Below are 25,888 nucleotides of genomic sequence, written 5' to 3' on the forward strand. Positions count from 1 at the left end.
CGCGTCGCCGCGACCGCCCTCGAAATTCCTGAAAAACTGCTGAACGCAATTCCGGGAAAATCGCTACGCGCTTTTCCCGGAATTGCTTTTTATCAGTGACCTTCGATCATCGCGCCGTTCGAGGCCCAGACATAGATCGCGCTGAACAGGAACAGCCAGACCACGTCGACGAAGTGCCAATACCAGGCAGCCGCCTCGAAACCGAAATGCTGCTTCGGCGTGAAGTCGCCGCGCATCGCGCGCACCAGGCAGACCAGCAGGAAGATGGTGCCGATGATGACATGAAAGCCATGGAAGCCGGTCGCCATGAAGAAGGTGGCGCCGTAGATCGAATCCTTGAACGCGAAGGGCGCATGCATGTACTCGTAGGCCTGCACCATGGTGAACAGCATGCCGAGGCCAACGGTCAGCACCAGGCCGTTGATCAGGCCCTTGCGGTCGCCATGCAGCAGCGCGTGGTGCGCCCAGGTCACCGTCGTGCCCGACAAAAGCAGGATGATGGTGTTGTAGAGCGGCAGGTGGAAGGGGTCGAGGACCTCCATGCCCTTCGGCGGCCAGACGCCGCCGGTGAAGGCGGCGCGGGCATATTGAGAGGCTTCGCCTGGGAACAGGCTGGCGTCGAAGAAGGCCCAGAACCAGGCGACGAAGAACATCACCTCGGAGGCGATGAACATGATCATGCCGTAGCGCAGGTGCAGCGACACGACGCGCGTGTGGTGACCCTCATGCGCTTCCTTGATGGTGTCGGACCACCAGGCGAACATCGTGTAGAGCACGATGATCATGCCGATGAAGAACAGCCACGGATTGGCGATGTTGTGGCCGAACACCGGGAAGTCGCCAGCCTTCAGATACTGCATCAGGCAGACGCCGCCGATGGCGGTGATCAGCGCGCCGATCGAGCCCAGGAAAGGCCACGGGCTGGGATTGACGAGATGGTAGTCGTGTTGTGGTTTTGCGTGCGCGTCTGCCATATCAACCCCCGAGGCTTGCTTCGGAATCTGGAACTTTGTTGCTGCTGCCAGCGGCCGGCGCCGACGAGGCGACCGGCTGTTTCTTTTCGACCGGGAACATCGTGTAGGACAGGGTGATGGTCTTCAAGTCCTTGAGTTCCGGCACGTTGACGATGTCTGGATCGACATAGAACACGACCGGCATGTCCAGCGTCTCGCCGGGCTTCAGTGTCGTGTCGGTGAAGCAGAAGCACTCCACCTTGTTGAAATAGGCGCCGGCCATCTCCGGCTGCACGTTGAACGAGGCGCGGCCGGTGATGGTGCGGTCGAACTTGTTGGTGGCGCTGTAATGCGCCTGCGCCGTCGCGCCGATCTTGATCGTCACCGAGCGGGCGACGGGCTCGAACTGCCACGGAATGCCGTTGGTGTTGGCATCGAAGCGGATGGTGATGTCGCGGTCGAGCACGCGGCCGGCATATTGCTTCTCGGCGCGCCGCGTGGTGCCGCCATAACCGGTCACTTGGCAGAACATCTTGTAGAGCGGCACCGCTGCATAGGCCATGCCGACCATGCCGGTGAAGAAGGCAAGGCAGACAGCCGCGACGATCGCGTTGCTGTTGACCTTGCGAGGCTTGCTCAAGTCGCCGCTCATCAGCCGCCTCCCAACAGACCCGACGATGTCAGGCTGGCGCCGTGGTGGCCGAAGCGCACGATGGTGACGGCATAGAAGATGACGACAAGTGCCGCCAGCGCGACACCTATGGCAATGGAGCGGTTGCGGCGCGCCTTCTGCTGGCGTTCCGTCAGCGTCACCAGTTCGAGCTTCTTGTCGGCCACGATCATACACCCCCCATCATCAGGGCGCGCCCGACCACGCAGTCGACGAGATAGACGGCGAAAATAGCGAAGAGATAGAGCAGCGAATAGGCAAACAGCGCTTTTGCCGGCTTCATCGCGCGGTCGTCGTCGCGCATGCCCAGCACCTTCCAGGCATACCACGCGAAGCCTAGACCTAGCAGAGCGGAAACCACGCCATAGCCGGCGGTGGTGTAGCCGAGCACCCAGGGCAGCACGCCGACAGGCGCCAAGATCAGCGCATAGGCGAAGATTTGGCGGCGCGTCGAGGCGTGGCCGGCGACATTAGGCATCATCGGGATGCCGGCGCGGGCATAGTCGTCGGACTTGAACAGCGCCAGCGCCCAGAAATGCGGCGGCGTCCACAGGAAGATGATCAGGAACAGGATCACGCTTTCGAGGCTGACCGATCCGGTCACTGCCGCCCAGCCGATCACCGGTGGGATGGCGCCGGCGGCGCCGCCGATGACGATGTTCTGCGGCGTCCAGCGCTTCAGCCACATGGTGTAGATGACAGCGTAGAAGAAGATGGTGAAGGCAAGCAGCGATGCCGACAGCCAGTTGACCAGCACGCCGAGCGTCATCACCGAAAGCGCCGAAAGCACCAGGCCGAAGCCCAGCGCCTCGCCCGGCGAGACGCGGCCGGCCGGCACAGGACGGCTGGCAGTCCTGGTCATCACCGCGTCAATGTCGGCGTCGTACCACATGTTGAGAGCGCCCGAGGCGCCTGCGCCGATGGCGATCGCCAGGATGGCGACCATCGCTATCAGCGGGTTGATGGCGACGGGCGCCGCGATCAGGCCTACAAAGGCTGTGAAGACGACCAGCGACATGACGCGCGGTTTCAACAGGGCGAAGAAATCGCCCGCGGTCGCTTCCGATATGCGAAAGCCCGCGTCCTCCATCAATCTGTCGTCAGCAAGGGCCATGCGTACTTAAGTCCGTTATTCCGTTGGCCAAGACCGCCGGCGGGCCGGCGGTCTCGTATTTCGGGCAGCGCCTACTTGATCTTCGGCAGCTGTTCCCACTGGTGGAACGGCGGCGGCGAAGGCAGCTGCCATTCAAGCGTCGTGGCGCCCTCGCCCCACGGATTGGCGCCTGCGACCCGCTTCTTTTGGAAGGCCTCGAAGACGCAGTAAAGGAAGATCAGGACGCCGACCGCCGAGATGTAGGAGCCGATGGACGAGACATAGTTCCAGCCGGCAAACGCGTCGGGATAGTCGATCGTGCGGCGCGGCATGCCGGCAAGGCCGAGGAAATGCTGCGGGAAGAAGATCAGGTTGACGCCGACGAAGGTGACCCAGAAGTGGGTGTTGGCGATGACTGGCGAATACATGTAGCCGGTCATCTTCGGGAACCAGTAGTACCAGCCGGCGAAGATCGCGAACACGGCGCCCAGCGACAGCACATAGTGGAAGTGCGCGATGACGAAATAGGTGTCGTGCAGCGAGCGGTCGAGGCCGGCATTTGCGAGCTGAACGCCGGTCACGCCACCGATTGTGAACAGGAAGATGAAGCCCAGCGCCCACAGCATCGGCGGCTTGAAGGAGATCGAGCCGCCCCACATGGTGGCGATCCAGGAAAATATCTTCACACCCGTCGGCACCGCGATGACCATGGTGGCGAACACGAAGTAACGCTGCGTGTCGAGCGACAGGCCGGTCGTGTACATGTGGTGCGCCCAGACGATGAAGCCGACGGCGCCGATCGCGACCATGGCATAGGCCATGCCGAGATAGCCGAAGACGGGCTTCTTCGAGAAGGTCGAGACGATATGGCTTATGATGCCGAAGCCAGGCAGGATCAGGATGTACACCTCGGGATGGCCGAAGAACCAGAACAGGTGCTGGAAGAGGATCGGGTCACCGCCATTGTCCGGCACGAAGAAGGAGGTGCCGAAATTGCGGTCGGTGAGCAGCATGGTGATGGCGCCCGCCAGCACCGGCAGTGACAACAAGAGCAGGAAGGCGGTGACCAGCACCGACCAGGCAAATAGCGGCATCTTGTGCAGCGTCATGCCCGGCGCGCGCATGTTGAAGATGGTGGTGATGAAGTTGATGGCGCCGAGGATCGACGAAGCGCCGGCGATGTGGATCGACAGGATCGCCAGATCCATCGCAGGGCCAGGCTGGCCCGATGTCGAAAGCGGCGGATAAAGCGTCCAGCCGCCACCGACGCCAAAGGCGCCGGGCGCGCTCGGCATGAACAGCGAGGCCAGCAGCAGGAAGAAGGCCGGCGGCAGAAGCCAGAAGGAGATGTTGTTCATGCGCGGGAAGGCCATGTCCGGCGCGCCGATCATGATCGGCACCATCCAGTTGGCGAAGCCGCCGATCAGCGCTGGCATGACCATGAAGAAGATCATGATCAGCGCGTGCGCGGTGCCGAAGGCATTGTACATGCTTTTGCCGCCGTCGATGGCGGCATCGCCGTTCATGCCATAGACCATCTGCGCCAGACCGGTGAAAATCTGGATGCCCGGCTCCTGCAACTCCATGCGGATGACGACCGAAAGCGCGCCGCCGATGATGCCGGCGCAGATCGCGAAGATCAGGTAGAGCGTGCCGATATCCTTGTGGTTGGTGGAGTACACCCACCGGACCCAGCCATGATAGGGCTTGTGGTCGTGATCGTCGTGAGCTGCAGCCTCTGCCATGTTCCGCTCCGTTCCCTAATTCTTGCTAACCCGCGACATCAGTTGCCGGCGGCCGCTACCTTATTGGTACCATCGATCTCGGCCATCAGCGCCTTGTTGGCGCCGGGCACGTCGGTCTCGGCCGTCGCCAGCCAGGTCTTGAACTGCGCCTCGGAGACGACGCGGATCGCGATCGGCATGAAGGCATGGTCCTTGCCGCAGAGCTGCGAGCACTGGCCATAATAGAGGCCTTCTTTCTCGGCCTTGAACCAAGTCTCGTTGGTGCGGCCGGGCACCGCGTCCATCTTGATGCCGAAGGACGGCATGGCGAAGGAATGGATGACGTCGGTGGCGGTGATCAGCACGCGCGTCATGGTGTTGACCGGCACGACCAGCTCGTTGTCGACCGCCAGCAGGCGCGGATAGAGGGCGCGATCTTCCTTGCCGGCCTTGGCGCGGTCGCCGTCCTGGAGGATAGCCGAGTTGAAGGAGAAGGTCTTGTCGACCTGGTATTCGTAGTCCCAGTTCCACTGGTTGCCGGTCGCCTTGACGGTGAGCTTTGCTTCTTCCGGCGGCGTGTACTGCGCGGTGAGGAGTTGGAAGGAGGGAATGGCGATGAGCAACAGCACGATCACCGGCCCGACCGTCCAGATCACTTCGATCAGCGTGTTGTGGCTGGTCTTGGACGGTACCGGATTGGCGCTTGCGCGGAACTTGACGATGCAGACCAGCAGCAGCAGCAGCACGAGGATGGTTATCGGGACGATGAACCACATCGTGTAGTTCCCGAACCGCTCGATCTGCCGCATCATGTCGGTCGCGGGAGCCTGGAAGGTCACCTCCCATTCCCGCGGCTGGTCGGCACGAGCCGCCGCACTGGAGAAGAGCACGGCCGAAGCTGCCGCACCTGCCAAGAATTCAGCGCTTGCCAGGAATTTCCTCATCGCCCTCTCGTCTCCCACTTCCCACGATCTGATCGCACCAATAACGGACGATGCCGGGATTGGGAATCCCGGTCTGTCCCTAGGGTGGTTCAAACCATACTCTATTTCCCTCCGCAAGAAAGGAGCGGAGGAAACCGTGCGGCATTTTTGCGCGCAAGCCGGAGGCCGTGTTCGGCCACCGCCATGCTATGGGCCGGGCGGTCGCAATTCGGGCGAATTTGCTTTGGAAAAGCATGGAATTGCCGGTATCGGGGCGGACCGGCGGCGGTCTCGTCCTTTACTTGGCCCCGGCGCGGCTTAAAGTGCCGTGATTCGCAATGGAGCCGTTATGACTTCCTGGCTTTCGAGAACCTTGGCGAAGGTCGTCCTTGCCGTCGCCGTGCTCGGTGTCGGCGTAGCCGTTGGCGCCGCTGCCTCGCCGAACAACGCCTCGCCGCCAAGCGGCACGGTGAAGTCGACGCATGGCGCGTGGTCGATCATCTGCGATACGCCTGCAGGTGCTACCTCCGAGCAATGCGTGATGATGCAGAACGTCGTCGCCGAGGACCGCCCTGAAATGGGGCTTTCGGTCGTGGTGCTGCGCACCGCCGACAACAAGGCCGAGATCCTGCGCGTGCTGGCGCCGCTCGGCGTGCTCTTGCCCAACGGCCTCGGCCTCAATGTCGACGGCAAGGATATCGGCCGCGCCTATTTCGTGCGCTGCTTCCAGGACGGCTGCTATGCCGAGGTCATCCTCGAAAAGCCGCTGCTCGACACGCTGAAGAGCGGCACTTCCGCTACCTTCATCGTCTTCCAGACGCCCGAGGAAGGCATCGGCATCCCTGTCGACCTCAAGGGCTTTGCGGAAGGCTTCGCCGCCCTACCTTGATCTTCTTGCCCATGCGCCGCTCTGCACGCTGAGGTCCGGTGGCGAATGCGCGTTGGCAGCCAGGAGGCTCGATGCGCGCGAACCTATCCGCTTTCATAACCGGTCTGGCGTTGGCCGGCACGGTTTCGGTCGCACGGGCCGAGGATGCCGAAATCCTCCAGAAGCCCGACCCGACGGCGATCCTCGATATCGCCAAGGGCTTCGGATCGGCCAGGATGGACAAGGACGACAATGGCGATCCGATGATTTCCGGGCGGATCGACGGCGTCAAATACGCAGTCTATTTCTATGGCTGCGAGGACCACGAGAACTGCAAGTCGCTGCAATTCTCGACAGGCTACACCGACCCGCTGACCGAGGAGCAGGCCAACGCCTGGAACAAGAAGTATCGCTGGGTGAAGGCCTATGCGGGCGACGGCTCGAATTTCAAGATGGATGTCAGCTTCGCCGGCGGCATCACCAGGGCCAATCTCGAGGAGCAGTTTTCCAACTGGAACGCGATGGCCGGCAACATCAAGGACTTCGTCAGCGGCAAGTGATGGCGGCGCAATCGCCGCTATGATCGCGTTGGCGATTGTCTGACGGCGACTTCGCGCCTACATCTCCCATATCAAGGAGATAGAGCATGATGTCGTCCGAAAACCGCTTCACACTTTTCGGCATCATGCTCTAGAACGATTTGTTTCCACGAATGGATTTGCCATGAACAGCCTGATCGGCCAATTCGACATTTCCGACGATCGCGTCAAGGAGATCGTCACCGAGACCATCAAGGGCGCCGACGACGGCGAGCTGTTCCTCGAATACAGCGAGAGCGAAGCGCTGATGTTCGACAATGGCCGGCTTAAGACGGCCAATTTCAACACCGACCAGGGATTCGGCCTGCGCGCCGTGGCCGGCGAGGCCAGCGGCTATGCGCATTCGAGCGACCTCTCCGAAGCCTCGCTCAAGCGCGCGGCCGATGCCGTCTCGGCGGTCAAGGGCGGCTATTCCGGCCAGCTCGCCGGCGCGCCCGCCCGCACCAACCGCCACCTCTATGGCGACGAAAACCCGATCCCCTCGCCTTCCTTCGAGGCCAAGGCCAAGCTGTTGCAGGAGATCGACGGCTGGCTGCGGGCGAAGGATCCGCGCGTGCGCCAGGTGACGGCCTCGCTCGCCGCCTCGTGGCAGCATGTCGAGATCGTGCGCGGCGACGGCCAGATCGTGCGCGACATCCGCCCGCTGGTCAGGATCAACGTGTCGGTCGTGGTCGGCAGCGGTGACCGGCAGGAGAGCGGCTCATACGGCATGGGCGGCCGCAAGAGTTTTGGCGAGTTCGTCGGCGAGGAAAGCTGGAAGCACGCCGCATCCGAGGCGCTGCGGCAGGCGCTGGTCAATCTGGAAGCGGTTCCAGCGCCGGCGGGCACGTTCGACATCGTGCTGTCCAGCGGCTGGCCGGGCGTGATGCTGCACGAGGCGGTCGGCCACGGGCTCGAAGGCGACTTCAACCGCAAGAAGACATCGGCCTTCGCCGGCCTGATGGGTAGCCAAGTGGCGGCGAAAGGCGTCACCGTGGTCGACGACGGCACCATCCCCGAGCGGCGCGGCTCGCTCACCGTCGACGACGAAGGGACGCCTTCGGCGCGCAACGTGCTGATCGAGGACGGTAAACTGGTCGGCTATATGCAGGACCGCCAGAACGCCCGGCTGATGGGCATGAAGGCCACCGGCAACGGCCGCCGCGAAGGCTATGCGCACCAGCCGATGCCGCGCATGACCAACACCTACATGACTTCCGGCGACAGGGAGCCGGACGAGATCATCGCCTCGGTCAAGAACGGCATCTACGCCGTTTCCTTCGGCGGCGGCCAGGTCGACATCACCTCGGGCAAGTTCGTGTTCGGCTGCACCGAGGCCTACATGATCGAGAACGGCAAGGTGACGCAGCCGATCAAGGGCGCGATGCTGATCGGCAACGGACCGGACGCCATGCACCGCGTCAGCATGATCGGCAACGACATGCAGCTCGACAACGGCATCGGCATGTGCGGCAAGGCCGGACAGGGCGTGCCAGTCGGCGTCGGCCAGCCGCATCTCAGGATGAACCAGATGACGGTGGGCGGCACCAGGGTTTGAGCGCCTGAACGCAGGGAAGGCCAGGATGTCGCTTTCTGAAAAACTCATGGTGATCGTCTTGACCAAGAGGCCACGCGGAGTGCTGTCAAAGCTCGCGCCGGCGTTTTCGCCGACGCAACCGAAGGATGTTTTTGGGTCCCTGCCATCCAAGGGCGCACCGAAGACACTGAAAGAGATGGATGCAGGCGTGCTCGCTGAAGCACGGCGCCATGCTCGCGTTTGAGCATGTCGGCATCTTCCGGTAGCATCCGCTAAAACGATAGGCTTCGGGCCGGTGCTATCATGTCAAAACCCAAGATCGTCGTCCTGACTGGCGCAGGCATTTCAGCGGAATCGGGTGTCGCGACGTTCCGAGATCCTGACGGTGTCTGGGCAAAGTTCGACCTCAAGGAGGTCGCGACCTCGCAGGGCTTCGCCCGCAATCCAGCCAAGGTGCAGGATTTCTACAATATGCGCAGGCGGCAGCTTGGCGACGTCGAGCCCAATGCCGCGCATGAAGCGCTGGCGAGGCTCGAGCAGGGCCCTTCCTGGCGAAGTGCTTCTTGTTACCCAGAACATCGACGATCTGCATGAGCGCGCCGGCTCGGGGAATCTGATCCATATGCATGGCGAGCTCGGCCGCGCGCTTTGCCGGGATTGCGGTGCAAGCAGCATCTGGGCCGACGACATCGCCGACCACTCCGCGTGCCCCGCCTGCGGCGCCAGCGGACGGCTGCGGCCGGACGTGGTGTGGTTCGGCGAGATGCCCTACCGCATGGAAGAGATCGCCGAAGCGCTCGCTGGCTGTGACATGTTCGCGGCGATCGGGACCAGCGGCAGCGTCTACCCGGCCGCCGGCTTCGTGGAAGAGGCACGCACCGCCGGCGCCCTGACAATCGAGCTCAACCTGAAATGCGCCGGCTGGGCCTCCCGTTTCGACGAGCAACTGGAAGGCCCTGCCACGCAAGTAGTGCCCGCCTTCGTCGGGCGCATCCTATCAGGCACAGGCTGACGGATGATCTTTCCGCCTGCCCCATCCTGCACCTTGAAGTGAACACAATCGTGTTAGGACATTATTAATTGTTTAATTGGCCGGGCCGGCGTTTGCGCATTAGCCTGTCGCCAGTCTCCTCGTTGCGGTGGTGTTGGCAGTGAAGCGATCTCCTGGTGTCCCGACCTCTTCCCTCCTCCTTGGCCTTGTTTCGTTGGTTGGCGTCTCGTCGCTGCCAGTCAGTCCAGCGGCCGCGCAGTCGACATGGTTCAAGCGAATATCCACGCAGCCCGCCGCAAGCTCCGCCACCGTCGGCGGCAGCACCAGCGTGCCATATGGCTGGGTCGATTTCTGTCATCGCCGGCCGAAAGAGTGCAAGGTTCCCGCCTTGCCCGCCACGAGCGTCAAGCTGACCGCGCAGAACATGAGCATCCTCAAGCGGATAAACCAGAAGGCGAACCGCTCCATCAAGCCGGTCAGCAATTACGATCACTGGGGCACGATGATGGATCACTGGGACTATCCGGTGGACGGCAAGGGCGATTGCAAGATCTACGCGCTCTACAAGCGCAAGCTTCTCCAGGAAGCCGGATTTCCCCGACAGGCGCTGCTGATGACGGTGGTGCGCGACCTGAACAATGAGGGCCATACGATCCTGACGGTGAAGACCGACAAGGGCGACTTGATCCTCGACAATATGGTCGACGAGATCCGGCCCTGGAACGCCACCGGCTATTATTTCCTGAAGCGCCAGTCGCAGCAGAACCCGAACACCTGGGTTTCGATCAACCAGCGCGGCGGCACGGCGAAACGGCTGTCTCCAAGCTCGTAGGCTGAACTCACCTCAAAATCCGCGCGGCTCGGCTTGAGGGCCGGCTGGCGCGCCACAGACCGGTGATCCCCGATTTGCGAGATCGATGGGCCGGGAAAAGCCCGGCCCATCAACGAGAGCTGACATCCTCGGCCGCGGCAGGCTATTGCTTGCAGGGCGGCTCGCCTGGGCGGCCGCAGCTCGGCCTCTTGTTGCCCTGCTGCTTGGGCTGCTGCACCAGGCGCCGTTCCTGCTGCTGGACTTGGAACTTCGGCGGCGCATGGAATTGCGGCTTTTCCTGCCTGGACAGCACCTGCACGTTCGGCTTGTTGACCTTTAAGTTGTGCTGGACATTGGCTTCGGTGCCGGCCTGTGCGCCACCGATACCGGTCGGCTTGTGGAACTTCTTGCCGCTGTCGCCACCAGCGCCCTGCCCGTTCGGGGCCAGGGCCGCGCCGGCGGCAAGGTCCTTGCGGGTAAACCGTTTCGGTTTGCCGCCATTCTGATCGGACAGGATCGCCGGGTTGTTCTTCCCGAGCTTGTCCTGGACGCTCGGTCCCTTCGCGACCGGCATGCCGTTGACGGTCGGCAGCCTGTGGAATTTACCCTTGCCGGTCTGCGCCCCGGTGCCCTGCCCGGTGACGATCTCACCCTGCTTGCCGAGCGTCTTCAGGCGGCTGTCCGCCACCGCCGGCTTGCCATTGACGAGCGGCAGCGTCTTGCCGTTGGCAAGCGGAACGGTCTTGCCGTTGACGAGTGGCAGTGTCTTGCCGTTGGCGCCCGGCAAGGTATGTTCGGTCGCGAGCGTCTTCGACAATGGCGCCACAAGGCCCGGCTGCTTGCCTTGCTGGAGCGCCGCCCGCTTCTGCAGCAGCGGCGGCAGCCCGACCTTGGTGGCCAAAGCGGCGGCCCCCAACCCGACCGCGCCGGCCGTCAGCTGCTGGCCGGTGGTCAGGCCGCCTTGCGCATTGCCGTTCTCGTTGATCGTCGTGTTGTTGATGACGGTCGTGTTGTGGATGTTGTTGAAGATGATGTTGTCCGGCGGCGGCACGATATCACGAGGCGGGTTGAACCAGCGCGGCATCGGCACGAAGACCGGGCTCGGCAGGACGAAGACGCCGATCGGCGGCGGCGGTGGGGCCAGCACCACGAAATCCGGCGGAGGCGGCGGCAGGAAGAGCACCGCGACCGGCGGCGGCGGATCGAAATCGAAATCGGGATCGTCGAAATAGAGCACCGGACGATCGACATAGACGATCTCCTCCGGCGGCGGCGGCGGCACGTCATAGACGATGACGGAGAAGCTCGGCGGCGGCTCGAATGCCGCATCGAAATGCTCGAGCCGGCGGCGCGCGTCCCAGGCGTGCGGGCCGTGCGGATAGCGCTCCAGATAAGACCAGTACGCCTCCGGCGTGTCGCGCATCCAGGTCTGGCGCCAGGTGATCGCCTCGCGCCGCGCTGCGATGATGGCGCGCACGCGCTTGGCCATCGGATCATGCGGATAGGCGACGAGGAAATCCTCGTAGCCGCCCATCGTGTCGCGATCGAGCGCCGCGACATAGGCGTCATGGGCGTCGAAGTCGCGGATCTCCCTTGTGCGATCGGCCTGGGACTCGGCTTGCGAAACCTTCGGCGCCGGTGCGTCCGGCGCGCGATCGAAGAAGACGAAGGGCGTGTCGATCTTCGAGACATCCCACGGCACCTGCGCGCCTTGCGTCACCTCGTTGACGCGCAGGCGCGTGCGGTCGAACAGATCCTCGAGCGACAGGCCACCGTCGCGCATCATCTCGGCGAGCGCCTGGGCGTAGGCGCCATAAGGCCCCTTGCCTTCCGGCGCCGCCGTGCCAGGCGCGGCGTTGAAGGCGATCAGCATGTTCGGATCGGGATCGACCAGCGCGAGGCCACCCGCCAACGGCTGGTCCGACTGGGGGAAGTCATTCGGCCGCGCCGCGTCGAGCACAATGATATTGACCTTGGTCGGCAGGGCGGCGAGCGGCCTGGTGAGGTCGGAAACGCGCACAGCCTGGATCGGCACGTCGGCCGGATTGGCGATCTTGGCGTCGACCGGCAGGAAATAGTTCTCGCCCTCGAACTGGGCGGCGTGGCCTGCCAGGTAGACGAAGACGATCGCGTCGGGACCGGCGGCAGAAACTTTTGCCAGGAAATCGCGATAGGCGCCGCGCAGCGATTCCTGATCGACGTCGCGGGCGCCGACCACGTCGAAGCCGGCCGCCTGCAAGGTCTGCGCGATGAGGCCGGCGTCATTTGCCGGTGTTGCCAGCGCGCCCGACGGATAGGCGGCATTGCCGATGACGAAGGCGAGGCGCTTTTGCTGCTGCGCGAACGCGCCGGTCGCCGAGGCGGCGACAACAAGGAAGAGGGCGAAGAAACCGAGGAATTTCCGGAGCATCCGCATTTCAGGCCACCATTGTAAGAGCAACCGACGCTGTCGAGGCCCTTCCCCTCCTCCAGCGGATCCAGACTAGACGGTGCAAAGAGGCGGCTTTGCGGCGCGATTCCGGCGGCTTGCGCGCAAGCGCCCGGAAGCGGTGGCTTCAACGAAATGTGATCATGCCAGGGTCAGTTATCGCCGCCGCTTCGGCTTTTCCAAGAGGGCCACGGCCTCGACATGCGACGACCACAGGAACTGGTCGATCGGCGTCACGCTCTTCAGCGCGTAGCCGCCGTCGAGGAGAATTCGCAAATCCCGCGCGAGCGTCACCGGGTTGCAGGAGACGGCGGCGACCAGCGGCACTTCGGAGCGCGCGATCTGCTTGGACTGGTCCTCGGCGCCGGCGCGCGGCGGATCGAAGACCAGTCCGTCGAAGGCGTTCAACTCCTTGAAGGTCAGCGGCCGGCGGAACAAATCGCGGCGTTCCGCGGTCACCCGCTTCAGGCCGGTGGCGAAGCGGTAGGCGCGGTCAAGCGCTGCAATTGCCGCGGCATCGCCTTCGACGGCATGAACCTCCGACTTCGCGCCAAGACGCAGTGCGAAGCTGCCGCAACCGGCGAACAGGTCCGCGACCTTCCTGGCGCGCGACAGATGCTGGCCGACAAGACCAGCCATCGCCTGCTCGGCGGCCTCAGTCGCCTGCAGGAAGGCGCCGGGCGGCACCGCGACCGCGACCGATCCGAACTGCACCACCGGCTTCTTCGGCTCGACGACGATCTCGCCATCGACCGAAAGCCGCGCCAGGCCTTCGGCCATGACGAAGTTAGAGGCAATACGGCGCTGGTGGTCGCCAAGCTTGCCGGCATCATGGACAGCTATGTCGAGGCCCGAAGCGGTGACGGTAACCGTCATGTGAAACGCTTTCGGCGTGGAGCAGACTAGGTCGGCCAGGGCCCGCAATTTATCGAGCGCCGCGACGATCGCCGGCAGCGAGATCGGGCATTCCTCGATCGGGATGATCTCAGAGGACAGCGCGCGCACGAAGCCGAGCAGCATGCCGGCCTCGGTGCGCCTGGCGCTGAAGGTGACGCGGCGGCGGCTGTGCGGCGCGCACGGCACCAGCGCGGCGATATCGCATGCGATGCCCTTGGCTTTCAGCGCCTGCATGACCTTCTCGCGCTTCCATTGCCGGTAGGCGTCGGCGTCGTAATGCTGCAGCGCGCAGCCGCCGCATTCGGTGAAATGGCGGCAGGCCGGATCGATCCTGAGCGGCGATGCTTCCAGGACCGACATCAGCGTGGCGCGGTCCTTCTGGCGCGCGGCGGTGACGGTTTCGCCCGGCAGCGTGAACGGGATGAAAACCTCCCCGCCCTCGGCATTGGCGATGCCGTCGCCCTGCGAACCGAGCCTTGCGATCGTCAAGCGTGTGCTCATCGCCCATCCTTCACGGCGGCGAGTAGGAACTCGCGATTGCCGTCGCCACCTTCGATCGGCGACGGGTGCAGCCCGAGGACCCGCCAGCCGTGAATACCGGCCAGCCAATCGCGCAGGGTCCCGGCAATGCGCACGGCATCGCCCGGATCCTTGAGCAGACCGCCCTTGCCGATCGCCTCGCGCCCGGCCTCGAATTGCGGCTTGACCAGGAGAATTGCCGCGGCGCCCTCGCCCGCCAGTTCCAGCCCAGGCGGCAGCGCCAGCTTCAGCGAGATGAAGGAGACGTCGCAGACAAGGAAGTCGGGAACGCGGCCGCCGAGATCGGCTGCCCTCAGATCGCGGGCGTTCAGCCCTTCGATCACTGTCACGCGCGGGTCGCCGGCAATGTCGGGATGCATCTGGCCGTGGCCGACATCGATCGCCGTGACGTGCGCCGCGCCGCGCTCGAGCAGCACCTGGGTGAAGCCGCCGGTCGAGGCGCCGATATCGAGCGCCTCGCAGTCCGAAGGGTCCAGGCCGAAATGGTCGAGGCCGGCGATCAGCTTCAGCGCGGCGCGCGACACATAGGCCTGCGCCGGATCGTCGATGGCGACCAGGCAGTCCGGCGCGACAAGCTGGCCGGGCTTGCGGGCGACGGCACCGTCGACCGTCACCGTGCCGCGCTCGATCGCGTCGCGGGCGCGCGAGCGGCTGGCGAACAGACCGCGCCCGACGAGCAATTCGTCGAGCCGCTGGCGCTGGCTGGCTGGCAAAGGGGAGTTCATCGGCCTTCATTGGCGAAAGCCGGGCGCGAACGCAATGGGTTTGAATATCGGGCGACAGGCTGCAGAATGCCCGAGGCAACAGGTGGAGGTGGCAATGCTGAAGGGGACCTGTCATTGCGGCGCGGCCCATTGGACGCTGGAAGGCGATCCCGGCGGAATCACCGCCTGCAATTGCACGCTTTGCCGCCGCTACGGCGCGCTCTGGGCTTATGACTATGTCGACGAGCGCCTCCGCGTCGCCGGGCCGCTGAAGTCCTACACGCGCGCCGAGGTGGCCGAACCCGCGCTGGAGATCCTATTCTGTCCAACCTGCGCCTGCGTGGTCGCCTGGCGCGGCCTGCGTTCAGGCAAGAGCGGCCGCACGCGCATCGCCGTCAATGTCAGGCTGGCACCGCCGCAGGACGTCGCCGACCTGCCGATCGACCATTTCGACGGTCTCGATAGTTTCGACGACCTGCCGCGCGACGGCCGCTGCGTGCGCGATATGTGGTTCTGAGCAATTCCAGGAAAAGTGTGAAACGGTTTTCCGTCCGGAATTGCGTCAAAGGAAAGGATAGAGCGGTTTGGCGTTTCCGTGAAACGGCGGACCGCTCTAGAACACGGTGCGGGAAACCCGGCGCTCGACAGCCGGTGCCAGGCCATCATTGCCGGAGGCTTCCTTGCGCGGCGTCTCGACGGGCGCCGGCGCGGGGGGCGCCGTCACGTCCGGCACCACGACGAGTTGAGGAACCTGCTTGTAGGAGAAGGCGCCGCGGATGTTGCCCATCTTGCCGGCGACGATATCCAGCACCGCCTTTTCAAGGTTGCGGTCGTAGCGCGTCTCGGCTGCCGCCGGCGCGGCCATGGCAACCAGCAAGGCCATGCCGCAAAGGAACGACTTCATTGTTCAAACCCCCAGCCTAGGACCAAGGTCTTAGCAGGGCGTCGTTGAAAATCGGCCAAGAGACAGGGTAAGCGAACCGCCAAACGTAAGCGTTAACAAATACTTACAATCTTAGACTGACGCAATTCCGGACGCAAAACCGCTGCACACTTTTGCTGGAATTGCTTCTGGAAGCCGGCAAACCGATTCAGCGTCTTGAAGTTTTGATTCAGGCGCGCTGCGCCTGAACGCCACGGCCGAGAGCGGCGAAGACCGTGTGCACGATGCCGGCCGAGTCCAGGCCGGCATCGGCATACATCTTCTCCGGCTTGGCGTGATCGGTGAAGATGTCCGGCAGCACCAGTGGGCGGACCTTGAGGCCGCTTTCCAACAGGCCTTCATGGGCGAGGAAATGCAGCACCTGGCTGGCGAAGCCGCCGATAGCGCCCTCCTCCACGGTGACCAGCACTTCGTGCGAACGGGCGAGACGCCGGATGAGATCCTCGTCCAGCGGCTTGGCGAAGCGGGCGTCGGCGACGGTGGTGGAAAGGCCCGCGGCGCCAAGTTCCTCGGCGGCCAACAGGCAATCCTGCAGCCGCGTGCCGAAGGAAAGCAGCGCGACCTTCGTCCCTTCCTTGAGGATGCGGCCCTTGCCGATTTCGAGCACCGAGCCACGCTCCGGCATGTCGACGCCGACGCCGTTGCCGCGCGGATAGCGGAAGGCGATCGGGCCGTCATCATAGGACGCGGCGGTGCGCACCATGTGGCGAAGCTCCGCCTCATCGGCCGCGGCCATGACGACGAAGCCCGGCAGCGTGGTGAGGAAGGTCGTGTCGAAAGCGCCGCAATGGGTAGCGCCGTCGGCGCCGACGAAACCGGCGCGGTCGATCGGGAAGCGCACCGGCAGTTTCTGGATCGCTACGTCGTGCACGACCTGGTCGTAAGCGCGTTGCAGGAACGTCGAGTAGATGGCGGCGAAGGGCTTGTAGCCTTCGGTGGCCAGCCCCGCTGCGAAGGTCACCGCATGCTGCTCGGCAATGCCGACATCGAAGGTCCGCTGCGGAAACACCTCGCCGAACAGATCGAGGCCGGTGCCGCTCGGCATGGCGGCGGTGATGGCGACGATGCGGTCGTCCTCGCGCGCTTCCTGGATCAGACTCTCGGCGAAGACCTTGGTGTAGGCGGGCGCATTGGCCGGCGCCTTGGCCTGCGCGCCGGTGATGACGTCGAATTTGTTGACGCCGTGATATTTGTCGGCCGCGGCCTCCGCTGGCGCATAGCCCTTGCCCTTCTGGGTCACGACATGGATCAGCACCGGGCCTTTGCCGTTGTCGCGCACGTTCCTCAACACCGGGATCAGATGTTCGAGATTGTGCCCGTCGATCGGGCCGATGTGATAGAAACCGAGTTCCTCGAACAGCGTGCCGCCGGTGACGTAGCCGCGCGCATGCTCGACGGCGCGGGCGATGGCGCGGTCGGCGCGCTTGCCGAGATAGGATGTCAGCTTCTTGCCGAAATCGCGCAGGCCCAGATAGGCCTTGCCGGAGGCGAGCCTGGCCAGATAGGCGCTCATCGCGCCGGTCGGCGGCGCGATCGACATGTCGTTGTCGTTGAGGATGACGATCAGCCGGGCATCGAGCGCGCCGGCATTGTTCAGCGCCTCGAAGGCCATGCCGGCCGACATCGATCCGTCGCCGATCACGGAAATCACATTGTTGCGGCCGCCCGACAGGTCGCGCCCCATGGCCATGCCGAGGCCGGCCGAGATCGAGGTCGAGGAGTGTGCCGCGCCAAACGGGTCGTATTCGCTCTCGGCGCGCCGGGTAAAACCGGAGAGGCCGCCTTCCTGGCGCAGCGTGCGGATGCGATCGCGGCGACCGGTCAGGATCTTGTGCGGATAGGCCTGGTGGCCGACGTCCCAGATCAGCCGGTCGTCCGGAGTGTTGAAGACATAGTGCAGGGCAACCGTGAGCTCGACGACGCCGAGGCCGGCGCCGAGGTGGCCGCCCGTCTGCGACACGGCGTCGATGAGCTCGGCACGCAGCTCGGCCGCGAGCTGCGGCAGCGCGCTCTCATCAAGCGTCCGCAGATCCGCCGGAATGCGGACCTTATCGAGCAGCGGCGTGTCTGGCTTCACTCGGGCGCGTCCTACCTCAATTGATCGAACACGGCGCTACCAGCAAATTGCGCCATAATCATGCGCCGGAATAGGCCGCCGGTGGGCGAATGTAAATGTGTGTCCGTGACGCGAGGTTGAGCGATCCCTAGCCCTCCGGCAGCGGGATAAACTCCTCCTCATCGCCAGGAACGATATCGAAGCGGCCTGTCTTCCATTCCTGCTTGGCCTGCTCGATGCGTTCCTTCGAGGACGAGACGAAATTCCACCAGATATAGCGCTTGGAACCCAGCGAAGCGCCGCCGAACAGCATGAAATGCGCGCCGCGCTCGGAGGAAACGACGATCTCCTCGCCTGGCTTGAACACCAGCAGCCGCTCGGCCGGAAAGACATCGCCGGCGATCGAGACTTCGCCTTCCAGCGTGTAGATGGCGCGCTCCTCGGCATCGGCCGGAATTTTCACGCTGGCGCCGGCGACCAGGCGCAGATCGGCATAAAGCGTGTCCGAAGCGGTCGCCACGGGCGAGCGCAGGCCTGAGAATTCGCCGATGACGACGCGGCCGCCGACGCCCTCGGCATCGATCTCGGGCAGACGGGCCATCGAGGTGTTGGCGAAAACCGGAGCAATCTCCTCCTTGCCGTCCGGCAGCGCCAGCCAGGTCTGGAGGCCGGAGACCGACATCGGCGCGCCGCGCAGTTCTTCCGGCGTGCGCTCGGAATGGACGATGCCGCGCCCGGCGGTCATCAGGTTCACGTCGCCGGGCGCGATCACCATTTCGGTGCCGAGCGAGTCGCGATGCCTGATCTTGCCGTCGAACAGGTAAGTGACGGTGGACAGGCCGATATGCGGATGCGGGCGCACGTCGAGCGCATGGCCGGCGCGCAGGATGGCCGGGCCCATGCGGTCGAAGAAGATGAACGGGCCGACCAGACGGCGTTTTGCCGTCGGCAAGGCGCGACGCACCTCGAAACCGCCGATATCCTTGGCGTTCGGAATGACCATCAGTTCGATCTGATCGCAGGCGAAGGCATCGCCGGGTTCAGGATCGTTTCCCGGAAAGAAGCTCATGTCGGTTCCTCAGGCGAAGCGAAGCGCCGACCTGGCCTTCGCCTTGGCCGCCTCTTCCTCGCGATTGCGGGGTTCCTGGCTGGTCTCGAGCGAGTCGATCAACTCGCGCGCGATCGCTGCGATCGCCTCGACAGCATGGTGGAAAGCATGCTCGTTGCGCCTCGAAGGTTTCGTCGAGCCGCTCAGCTTGCGCACGAATTGAAGCGCTGCGTCATGCACTTCGTCATTGGTCGCCGGCGGCTCGAAATTAGCCAGGGTCTTGATGTTGCGGCACATGGCTTGAACTCCTTACCTGCTTGCTCTGCCCGGTCTGAGATCATGCACCGAGGTGTGTTGAGATTCAGGTCAGGCCGAGCCGAAAATGGTGGCTTCCGAGAACCGGAGCGGAGCGTACTTGAAGTACGTGAGCACCGGAAGCGCAGGAGGCCGCCATTTGCAGGCCGGCCTCACCTGAATATCAATACACCTCAGTCGGCGTCGAGCGGCTCCGTTCCTACCGGCTTGCCGTCGCGCGACAGCCTGATCTTCTCGACCTTGTCCTCGGCGGCCTTCAGCAGCCGGTCGCAATGCGCCTTCAACGCCTCGCCGCGCTCATAGATCCTGATCGACTGGTCGAGCGGGACGTCGCCGCGCTCCAGATCATCGACGATCTTCTCCAGCGCGTCGAGCGCCTGTTCGAAGCTCATCGCCTTGACGTCCTCATTGCCTTCCACTGCCATACCCTATCCCTTCATCAGCCGCCCGACATGGGCGGCGACTGAAAATGCCAGTCCCTGCAGATCGTAGCCGCCTTCCAGCAGGCTGACGAGCCTGTTGGAGCTGTGGCGGCTGGCGCGTTCCATCAACTGGCCGGTCGCCCAGTCGAAATCGTCCTCGGTCAGGTTGATCTCGGCGAGCGGGTCGCGATGGTGCGCGTCGAAGCCGGCGGAAATGATGATCAGGTCCGGCGCGAATGCGTCGATGGACGGCAGCACGCGCGACAGGAAGGCGTCGCGGAACAGATCGCTGCCGGTCTGCGGCGCGAGCGGCGCGTTGACGATGTTGCCGGCACCGGTCTCGCTCTTCGCCCCGGTACCCGGGTAAAGCGGCATCTGGTGCGTCGAGCAGTAAAGCACTGACGGATCGTCCCAGAAAATGTCCTGCGTGCCGTTGCCGTGATGGACGTCCCAGTCGACGATGGCGACGCGCTCGGCCTGGTGCTTCTTCTGCGCGTAGCGAGCGGCGATCGCCGCCGTGTTGAACAGGCAAAAGCCCATCGCCGTGGTCTTTTCGGCATGGTGACCAGGCGGACGGGCGGCGACAAAGACGTTGGCGGCACGGCCCTCGAAGACGTCGTCCACCGCAGCGTTGGCGCCGCCGATCGCCGTCACCACCGCCTGCCAGCTTTTCGGGCTGGCGCTGGTGTCGGCGTCGATCGAGACGATGCCGTTTTCGGGGATCGCCGCGCGCACGCGCTCGACGAAATCCTCGGGATGCGCATAGAGGATGGTTTTCTCATCGCCTTCGGGCGCCTTGACGCGGTCGAGCGCGGAAAAAGCCTCGTCGTCGAGCACGCGCTCTATGGCGCGCAGACGGTCGGGCCGCTCCGGGTGGCCGGGCGGCGTCAGGTGTTCCAGAAAGATCGGGTGCGTGTAGAGACGGGTGGCCATGGCGCCTAATCTAGGCACCGGCGGCGCGGATGACCATGTTTGAAAGCCGAATGGCTGGGGAAAATTGCGTCAGCCCGTGTCGCTGGCGCCATTGGCGCGGCCCAGACTTCGCGATAAGGTCATCTCGCTGCCTGGTGCCCGCGACGCGGGAGAATCGGGAACACGGTTGAACTCCGTGGCGTGCCCAACGCTGTAAGGGGGACCGCGCCGGCAAAGCCACTGTCGCTGACGGGAAGGCGCCGGAGCGGGACGATCCCGAGCCAGAAGACCGGCCCGGCAGACATGGTCACCCGCTTGGTCAGGCGGGAGACTGCTTGTCGCATGGGGAAAAGCGATGAAGGCAGCAGCGATCGCCGCGAGCGGCGATGATTTTGACCAATTGGCGCGCGACGCGGTCTACCGGGCCATGTTCACCAGGCGTGACGTGCGCAGCCATTTTGTATCCGACGATCTCGATGACAGTGTGCTGGCGCGGCTCATCACCGCCGCCCATCACGCGCCGTCGGTCGGCTACATGCAGCCGTGGAATTTCATCGTCATCCGCGACGCCGCACGGCGGCAGCAGGTGCGCGACCTGTTCCTCGCCGCGCGCGAGCAGGAACTGCCGGCGATGGAGGCGGAACGGCAGGCGCTCTACCGCAAGCTGAAGCTCGAAGGCATCTGCGAAAGCGCGCTCAATCTGTGCATCACCTGCGACCGGCAGCGCTCGAAGGATTCGCCGCTGGGGCGCTGGCACAACCCCGAGATGGACCTCTACAGCACCGTCTGCGCGGTGCAGAATTTCTGGCTGGCGGCGCGGGCCGAAGGCGTCGGCGTCGGCTGGGTGAGCATTATCGAAACCGAGGCGCTGAAGCGGCTTCTGTCGATCCCCGAGCATGTCACGCCGATTGCCTATCTCTGCGTCGGCCGCGTCTCGGCCTTCGCGCCGAAGCCGGACCTGGAAGCGCATGGCTGGGGCAAGCGCCTGCCCCTGCCCGAGCTGGTGATGAGCGAGACCTTTCGCGGCGCCGGCGAGGCACCGCTCAAATCGGCGATTGCGAGGCTTGGCAGCACATCGAAGCCATGATCAAGCAGCTCGGGGCGTATCCCAGCGCGAGCCGCCGCCGAAGGAGCCCAGCGCCTTGTCGCGCAACTCCCTGAACTTCGACGAGGTCTCGGCGAGCCGCCGGTCCCATTCGGGATTAGGCGTCTGGCCTTCGATCGCTTCGAAATAGACCTGCATCAGCGAAGCGATGGCGAAGGGCTCGATGAAGGCGGCCTTGAAGGCCCAGGCAAAGACGATGGCGAGCACAAAGGCCCAGCCGGCAAGCTCGCCCGGCATGACCCAAAGGATGGCGGCCGCGGGCGCCAGCATCAACAGGAAGATGACGAAGGACACGCCCCACATGATCACCGCCAGCCAGACAGCGTTCTTGACCATATGCTTGCCGTTCTGGGCGTAGAGCACGACGCCTTGCCGCGCCGTCTCGAAGGGCGAGTTCGAATTGATGCGGATGTTGTAGCCGAGGATGATCTCGTCGACATAGGTCAGCGACAGGCGGATCACCGTGTTGATGAAGCTGACCAGGCCGCTCAGGCCCGGAATAGGCAGGAATGCGGCGATGCCGCCGATCAGGCCGGTGATGGCGCGGATGGCGCCCTTGACCAGCTGGTCGACGACGAAAAGGATGTTGGCCTCGGCGAAACGCTGGGTGACCACCTCCTTCGCATAGGCGATCTGGCCCTGGCCGTCGGGCACGTCGTGGCCGTCGATCAGATGCACCATGACGGCGATATGGCCCGCTTTCAGCACATAAAGGATGTATTCGCGGATCCAGTAGACGGCGATCGAGACGACGCCGAAGCCGACCACGCCGCCCCACAGCGCAAAGGACGTCGGGCCGTCCGGATCGGTCGAGATATGGCCGACGCCGTAGCCGACGCTGGCGCCCGTGCCGGTCGCCATGATGTAGGCGACGGTGATGCCGAAATAGACGATCATGCGAAAGACGATGAACGGCCATGTCCGCATCATGATGGACACTGACCGGCCAATGCTGAAGTCCCACATGGCCCCGACTCTCCACACCCCGCGCATGACCCCGAAAATCGGAATCGATTTTCGGAAAGGGATCATGCGCCAAATCAAGTTTTACAGCGTCCTTTGCGCGTTCAAAGAACGCGCGGCGCTGTATGAGTTGGCGGTGGAGGATGCGCTTGCCCCGGCGATTGTCAATCACGGGAGGGTAGCGTCGGTCCGAAACCGGTGCACAACCCGGTGGCTTGGTTACCCAAGCGTCCGGTCAGGCCTTCTTGCGCAAGCCTTCGAGCAATTGCTTGAACGCCGCGATCGCCTTCTTCGAGGTCGCTTCGGGATCCTTGGAATTGGCGATGCGCTGCGCGGCCTGGCTGCTGGCGCCATTGATAAGCCGCGAGGTCGTCTCCGGGTCGAGGTCGGGAACGACCACGCCCTCTTCCTGCAGCGCGGTCAGGTGATCGGTCATTGAGGCCGTGCAGGCATTGGCGTTCGGCCATTGCGCCGGGTCGCCGAGCACGGCCGGCCCGTCGCGGAACATGATGCGCTGGATTTCCGGCTCCAGCGCCATCTCGATATAGGTGGTGCATTCGTCGACGAAATGCTGCCAGCGGGTCGGCGCCTTCGAGGCCACCTCGTTCACGCGCACAGCCATCTCGCCGTCGATCTCGGCGATCACCGCCTGCAGCAGCCCCTTCTTGTCGCCGAAATGATGGTAGAGCGCGCCGCGCGTGAGGCCGGCCGACGCGGTGAAATCGTCCATCGAGGCCTCGGCATAGCCGATCGTGCCAAAGGCATGGCGAGCGGCCGCGATCAGCTTGGCGCGTGTCTCGGCGATCATCTCCTGGCGCGGTCTATGCATGGCCTGGCCCTATTCACATACGTCTCGTATGCCAATTGACATACGCAGCGTATGAACTATCTCACATTCATACGCAGCGTATGTAGTTTTAGTATGCAGCCTTGTCGAGGAGCAGGATCATGCGAAACCCCTATGCGGACATTTTTCGGGCTCCCGGCACGAAGGGCTTTGCCGCGGCCGCCTTCATGGCGCGGCTGCCGATCGCCATGGCGCCGATCGGCATCGTGGCGATGCTGTCGCAGACGCATGGCGAATACTGGCTGGCCGGGGCGGTCTCCGCGACCTACGCGCTGGTCAACGCCTTCCTGTCGCCGCAGGTATCGCGGCTGGTGGACCGGCGCGGCCAGACGGCGATCGCCGCGCCGATGACGCTCGTCTCGGTCATTTCCTTCGCGACACTGATCGTTGCGGCCAACCAGCACTGGCCAGTCTGGAGCTTGTTCCTGTCTGCGTTCCTCGCCGCCGCCATGCCCAGCATCCCGGCACTGGTCAGGGCGCGCTGGACCGAAATCTTTCGCGACCGACCGGAGCTCAACACCGCCTTCGCCTTCGAATCGGCCGCCGACGAGCTGGTCTATGTCGCCGGCGCCTCGCTGTCGGTGGGCCTGAGCGCGGCGCTGTTTCCCGAAGCCGGCATGGTGGTCAGTACCCTGCTCTTGGCGTTTGGCTCGGCGGCATTCCTGCTGCAGCGCTCGTCCGAGCCGCCCATACGCACGGCGGAGCATGGGGCGACCGGCTCGGCGATCCGCCTGCGGCCGGTCCAGATCATCACCTTCGCGCTGATCTTCGTCGGCGCGACCTTCGCCACCACGGAAGTCACCACCGTCGCCCTCACCAAGGCGCTCGGCCAGCCCGAGGCGGCGAGCCTTGTCATCGGCGTCTATGCGCTTGGATCCTTCGTGCTCGGCATCATCGTCGGCGCGCTCAGCCTGAAGGCGCCGCTGCAGCGACAGCTGGCGACCGCGATCACGGTGATCGCGCTCACCACGCTGCCGCTGCTCTTCGTCGACACGGTGCCGACCCTGGCGCTCGCGGTGTTCGTCAGCGGCGTCGCGATCTCGCCGACCTTCATCACCGCCTTCGGCCTGATCGAACGCCACGTGCCGGCCGCGATGCTTACCGAAGGCGTCACCTGGGTGACCACCGGCATCGGCATCGGCATGGCGCTTGGCTCCTTCGCCGCCGGCTGGATGGTCGATACTTTCGGTCCGCAGAACGGGTTCTGGGTGTCGGTGGCTGCTGGAGGGATCGCCTTGGCAACCGTGCTCGCCGGCCAATGCCGGCTGGCGACGGACGATTGCGATACGGACAGGGGCGAGGCGGTAATGCCAGCCGAGTGACGGTTATTCAGCTACCATCAGCGCAGACGTTGGCAGTTGGCCGGAGTCTCAACGACTTCGTCATCCACGGGCGAAGCAAGGAGCGAAGCGACGCGCGCAGACCCTTTGACGCCTACAGGATCTCGGTCTTGGCGATGTGGATGCCGAAGCCCTCGAGGCCGACATAGTGGCGTTCGCGCGAGGCGATCAGGTTGATCGAGGAGATGCCGAGGTCCTTGAGGATCTGGGCGCCTAACCCGATCTCGCGCCATTCATTCTCGCGGCGGCGGGCTTCCTCATGGTCCTCGCGCTCGCCGCTTACCGGCCGCTTGCGCTCTTGATGGGCGACGCCGACCGAGCCCTCGCGCAGATAGACGATGACGCCGCGCTTGCGCTCGCCCATCGCCTTCATGATGCCGTCGAGCCGGTGGCTGGTGCCGAAGACATCGGTGACGACATCTTCCGAATGCAGGCGCACCGGCACGTCCTCGCCGTCGCGGATGTCGCCGAAGACGACCGCGACATGGTGCATGGAATCCCAGGGCAGCGTGTAGGTGAAGACCTGCGCCTTGCCGCCGAGCGTATCGATGTCGGAACAGGCGACGCGTTCGACCAGCGTTTCCTTGCGCTGGCGATAGGCGATGAGATCGGCGACCGAGACCTGCTTCAGGCCATGTTGCTCGGCGAAGGCCTGCACTTCCGGGCCGCGCTTGACCGTGCCGTCGTCGTTGACCAGCTCGGAGATGACGCCGACCGGCGGCAGGCCGGCGAGCTTGCAGAGATCGACCGCGGCTTCCGTATGGCCGGAGCGCATCAAGACGCCGCCTTCGCGCGCGATCAGCGGAAAAATGTGGCCGGGGCGCACGAAATCCGACGGGCCGACATTGCCGTTGGCGAGGTTGCGCACGGTGAGCGTGCGGTCGTCGGCGGAAATGCCTGTCGTCGTGCCATGCTTGAAGTCGACGCTGATGGTGAAGGCGGTGGTGTGGGCGGAATCATTGTCCGCCACCATCGGCGCGAGGTTCAGCCGCCTGGCGTCTTCGCGCAGCATCGGCGTGCAGACGATGCCGGATGTGTTGCGCACGATGAAGGCCATCTTCTCCGGCGTGCAGTGGACGGCGGCAACGATCAGGTCGCCCTCATTCTCGCGCCCGTCATCGTCCATGACGACGACGATCTCGCCGCGCTCGAAGGCGCGGATCGCTTCGACGATCTTCTTCTGGTCGTAAGGCATTGGCGCTCGCTTCGCTCGCGGAATA

26 protein-coding genes, 1 pseudogene and 1 riboswitch are annotated in these 25,888 nt (G+C 64.3%); of the genes and pseudogenes, 9 read left to right on the plus strand and 18 right to left on the minus strand.

The window, feature by feature from the left end:
- Positions 1 to 92 precede the first annotated feature (92 nt).
- The 6 genes from LB572_RS25995 to coxB all read right to left on the minus strand — a co-directional run bounded on the left by LB572_RS25995 (position 93) and on the right by coxB (position 5,384).
- Positions 93 to 974 carry a cytochrome c oxidase subunit 3 gene (locus tag LB572_RS25995; protein ID WP_140806732.1) on the minus strand — a complete coding sequence of 294 codons (882 nt, stop codon included), beginning with the start codon at positions 972 to 974 and terminating at the stop codon, positions 93 to 95.
- Position 975: 1 nt separating this feature from the next.
- The gene (locus LB572_RS26000) at positions 976 to 1,605 is read right to left on the minus strand and encodes a cytochrome c oxidase assembly protein (protein ID WP_140806731.1); all 630 of its coding nucleotides are present in this window, start codon (positions 1,603 to 1,605) and stop codon (positions 976 to 978) included.
- Positions 1,605 to 1,796: a hypothetical protein gene (locus LB572_RS26005; protein WP_140806730.1), complete on the minus strand. Its 192-nt coding sequence runs from the start codon at positions 1,794 to 1,796 to the stop codon at positions 1,605 to 1,607. Before LB572_RS26005 ends, LB572_RS26000 begins: the two co-directional genes overlap by 1 nt.
- Positions 1,793 to 2,737, minus strand: a complete 945-nt coding sequence (locus LB572_RS26010; protein ID WP_140806729.1) for a heme o synthase — start codon at positions 2,735 to 2,737, stop codon at positions 1,793 to 1,795. The genes LB572_RS26005 and LB572_RS26010 overlap by 4 nt, the downstream gene beginning before the upstream one ends.
- 71 nt (positions 2,738 to 2,808) lie before the next feature.
- The gene (ctaD, locus tag LB572_RS26015; protein WP_140806728.1) at positions 2,809 to 4,461 is read right to left on the minus strand and encodes a cytochrome c oxidase subunit I; all 1,653 of its coding nucleotides are present in this window, start codon (positions 4,459 to 4,461) and stop codon (positions 2,809 to 2,811) included.
- A 38-nt stretch (positions 4,462 to 4,499) separates the two neighbouring features.
- Positions 4,500 to 5,384 (minus strand): cytochrome c oxidase subunit II, encoded by an 885-nt coding sequence (gene coxB, locus LB572_RS26020; protein ID WP_224669752.1) that lies wholly within the window; start codon positions 5,382 to 5,384, stop codon positions 4,500 to 4,502.
- Positions 5,385 to 5,712: 328 nt separating this feature from the next.
- On the opposite strand from coxB, the gene LB572_RS26025 reads away from it, so the two are divergent.
- The 6 genes and pseudogenes from LB572_RS26025 (at position 5,713) to LB572_RS26050 (ending at position 10,169) form a co-directional block, all read left to right on the plus strand.
- On the plus strand, positions 5,713 to 6,252 hold the full coding sequence (locus tag LB572_RS26025) for an invasion associated locus B family protein (RefSeq protein ID WP_140806726.1): 540 nt from the start codon (positions 5,713 to 5,715) through the stop codon (positions 6,250 to 6,252).
- A gap of 71 nt (positions 6,253 to 6,323) precedes the next feature.
- Positions 6,324 to 6,791 carry a YbjN domain-containing protein gene (locus tag LB572_RS26030; protein WP_224669753.1) on the plus strand — a complete coding sequence of 156 codons (468 nt, stop codon included), beginning with the start codon at positions 6,324 to 6,326 and terminating at the stop codon, positions 6,789 to 6,791.
- 163 nt (positions 6,792 to 6,954) lie between these two features.
- Positions 6,955 to 8,367 (plus strand): metalloprotease TldD, encoded by a 1,413-nt coding sequence (tldD, locus tag LB572_RS26035; RefSeq protein WP_140806724.1) that lies wholly within the window; start codon positions 6,955 to 6,957, stop codon positions 8,365 to 8,367.
- Between the two features lie 25 nt (positions 8,368 to 8,392).
- Positions 8,393 to 8,590 carry a hypothetical protein gene (locus LB572_RS26040; RefSeq protein ID WP_224669754.1) on the plus strand — a complete coding sequence of 66 codons (198 nt, stop codon included), beginning with the start codon at positions 8,393 to 8,395 and terminating at the stop codon, positions 8,588 to 8,590.
- A 59-nt stretch (positions 8,591 to 8,649) separates the two neighbouring features.
- A pseudogene (locus LB572_RS34765) lies at positions 8,650 to 9,358 on the plus strand (NAD-dependent deacylase).
- Between the two features lie 139 nt (positions 9,359 to 9,497).
- Positions 9,498 to 10,169, plus strand: coding sequence for a transglutaminase-like cysteine peptidase (locus LB572_RS26050; RefSeq protein WP_224669755.1), 672 nt, complete (start codon positions 9,498 to 9,500; stop codon positions 10,167 to 10,169).
- A 142-nt stretch (positions 10,170 to 10,311) separates the two neighbouring features.
- On the opposite strand, the gene LB572_RS26055 is transcribed toward LB572_RS26050, so the two are convergent.
- The 3 genes from LB572_RS26055 to LB572_RS26065 form a co-directional block, all read right to left on the minus strand.
- Complete coding sequence (locus LB572_RS26055; RefSeq protein ID WP_224669756.1) at positions 10,312 to 12,564, minus strand: caspase family protein; 2,253 nt, start codon at positions 12,562 to 12,564, stop codon at positions 10,312 to 10,314.
- Between the two features lie 168 nt (positions 12,565 to 12,732).
- The gene (locus LB572_RS26060) at positions 12,733 to 13,974 is read right to left on the minus strand and encodes a class I SAM-dependent RNA methyltransferase (RefSeq protein ID WP_224669757.1); all 1,242 of its coding nucleotides are present in this window, start codon (positions 13,972 to 13,974) and stop codon (positions 12,733 to 12,735) included.
- Complete coding sequence (locus LB572_RS26065; protein ID WP_224669758.1) at positions 13,971 to 14,738, minus strand: TlyA family RNA methyltransferase; 768 nt, start codon at positions 14,736 to 14,738, stop codon at positions 13,971 to 13,973. Before LB572_RS26065 ends, LB572_RS26060 begins: the two co-directional genes overlap by 4 nt.
- Positions 14,739 to 14,832: 94 nt before the next feature.
- Here LB572_RS26065 and LB572_RS26070 point away from each other — a divergent pair, with 94 nt between their 5' ends.
- Positions 14,833 to 15,234: a GFA family protein gene (locus LB572_RS26070; protein ID WP_140809610.1), complete on the plus strand. Its 402-nt coding sequence runs from the start codon at positions 14,833 to 14,835 to the stop codon at positions 15,232 to 15,234.
- Between the two features lie 96 nt (positions 15,235 to 15,330).
- Here the strand turns inward: LB572_RS26070 and LB572_RS26075 are convergent, their stop codons facing one another.
- The 6 genes from LB572_RS26075 to LB572_RS26100 form a co-directional block, all read right to left on the minus strand.
- Positions 15,331 to 15,621: a hypothetical protein gene (locus LB572_RS26075; RefSeq protein ID WP_224669759.1), complete on the minus strand. Its 291-nt coding sequence runs from the start codon at positions 15,619 to 15,621 to the stop codon at positions 15,331 to 15,333.
- 208 nt (positions 15,622 to 15,829) lie between these two features.
- Complete coding sequence (dxs, locus tag LB572_RS26080; protein WP_140809606.1) at positions 15,830 to 17,737, minus strand: 1-deoxy-D-xylulose-5-phosphate synthase; 1,908 nt, start codon at positions 17,735 to 17,737, stop codon at positions 15,830 to 15,832.
- 127 nt (positions 17,738 to 17,864) lie between these two features.
- The gene (locus tag LB572_RS26085; RefSeq protein WP_140809604.1) at positions 17,865 to 18,785 is read right to left on the minus strand and encodes a pirin family protein; all 921 of its coding nucleotides are present in this window, start codon (positions 18,783 to 18,785) and stop codon (positions 17,865 to 17,867) included.
- Positions 18,786 to 18,794: 9 nt separating this feature from the next.
- The gene (locus tag LB572_RS26090) at positions 18,795 to 19,061 is read right to left on the minus strand and encodes a DUF2277 domain-containing protein (RefSeq protein ID WP_140809602.1); all 267 of its coding nucleotides are present in this window, start codon (positions 19,059 to 19,061) and stop codon (positions 18,795 to 18,797) included.
- A 191-nt stretch (positions 19,062 to 19,252) separates the two neighbouring features.
- Complete coding sequence (locus LB572_RS26095) at positions 19,253 to 19,504, minus strand: exodeoxyribonuclease VII small subunit (RefSeq protein WP_140809600.1); 252 nt, start codon at positions 19,502 to 19,504, stop codon at positions 19,253 to 19,255.
- 3 nt (positions 19,505 to 19,507) lie between these two features.
- Complete coding sequence (locus LB572_RS26100) at positions 19,508 to 20,434, minus strand: histone deacetylase family protein (protein WP_224669760.1); 927 nt, start codon at positions 20,432 to 20,434, stop codon at positions 19,508 to 19,510.
- A gap of 115 nt (positions 20,435 to 20,549) precedes the next feature.
- Positions 20,550 to 20,726, plus strand: a riboswitch (cobalamin riboswitch).
- Positions 20,727 to 20,768: 42 nt separating this feature from the next.
- Between LB572_RS26100 and bluB the strand changes: the two genes are divergently transcribed.
- Complete coding sequence (bluB, locus tag LB572_RS26105) at positions 20,769 to 21,500, plus strand: 5,6-dimethylbenzimidazole synthase (protein ID WP_140809596.1); 732 nt, start codon at positions 20,769 to 20,771, stop codon at positions 21,498 to 21,500.
- Here the strand turns inward: bluB and LB572_RS26110 are convergent, their stop codons facing one another.
- Both LB572_RS26110 and LB572_RS26115 read right to left on the minus strand, forming a co-directional pair.
- A complete protein-coding gene (locus LB572_RS26110; protein WP_140809594.1) occupies positions 21,501 to 22,484 on the minus strand; it encodes a hypothetical protein in 984 nt (327 codons plus the stop codon). It abuts the gene before it with no gap.
- A 232-nt stretch (positions 22,485 to 22,716) separates the two neighbouring features.
- Positions 22,717 to 23,310, minus strand: a complete 594-nt coding sequence (locus LB572_RS26115) for a TetR/AcrR family transcriptional regulator (protein ID WP_224669761.1) — start codon at positions 23,308 to 23,310, stop codon at positions 22,717 to 22,719.
- Between the two features lie 119 nt (positions 23,311 to 23,429).
- Here LB572_RS26115 and LB572_RS26120 point away from each other — a divergent pair, with 119 nt between their 5' ends.
- Positions 23,430 to 24,650 carry an MFS transporter gene (locus tag LB572_RS26120; protein ID WP_224669762.1) on the plus strand — a complete coding sequence of 407 codons (1,221 nt, stop codon included), beginning with the start codon at positions 23,430 to 23,432 and terminating at the stop codon, positions 24,648 to 24,650.
- Between the two features lie 112 nt (positions 24,651 to 24,762).
- Here the strand turns inward: LB572_RS26120 and ribB are convergent, their stop codons facing one another.
- On the minus strand, positions 24,763 to 25,863 hold the full coding sequence (gene ribB / locus LB572_RS26125; RefSeq protein WP_224669763.1) for a 3,4-dihydroxy-2-butanone-4-phosphate synthase: 1,101 nt from the start codon (positions 25,861 to 25,863) through the stop codon (positions 24,763 to 24,765).
- Positions 25,864 to 25,888: the final 25 nt, after the last annotated feature.

It is taken from the genome of Mesorhizobium sp. BH1-1-5, assembly GCF_020165615.1.
Classification (GTDB): domain Bacteria; phylum Pseudomonadota; class Alphaproteobacteria; order Rhizobiales; family Rhizobiaceae; genus Mesorhizobium.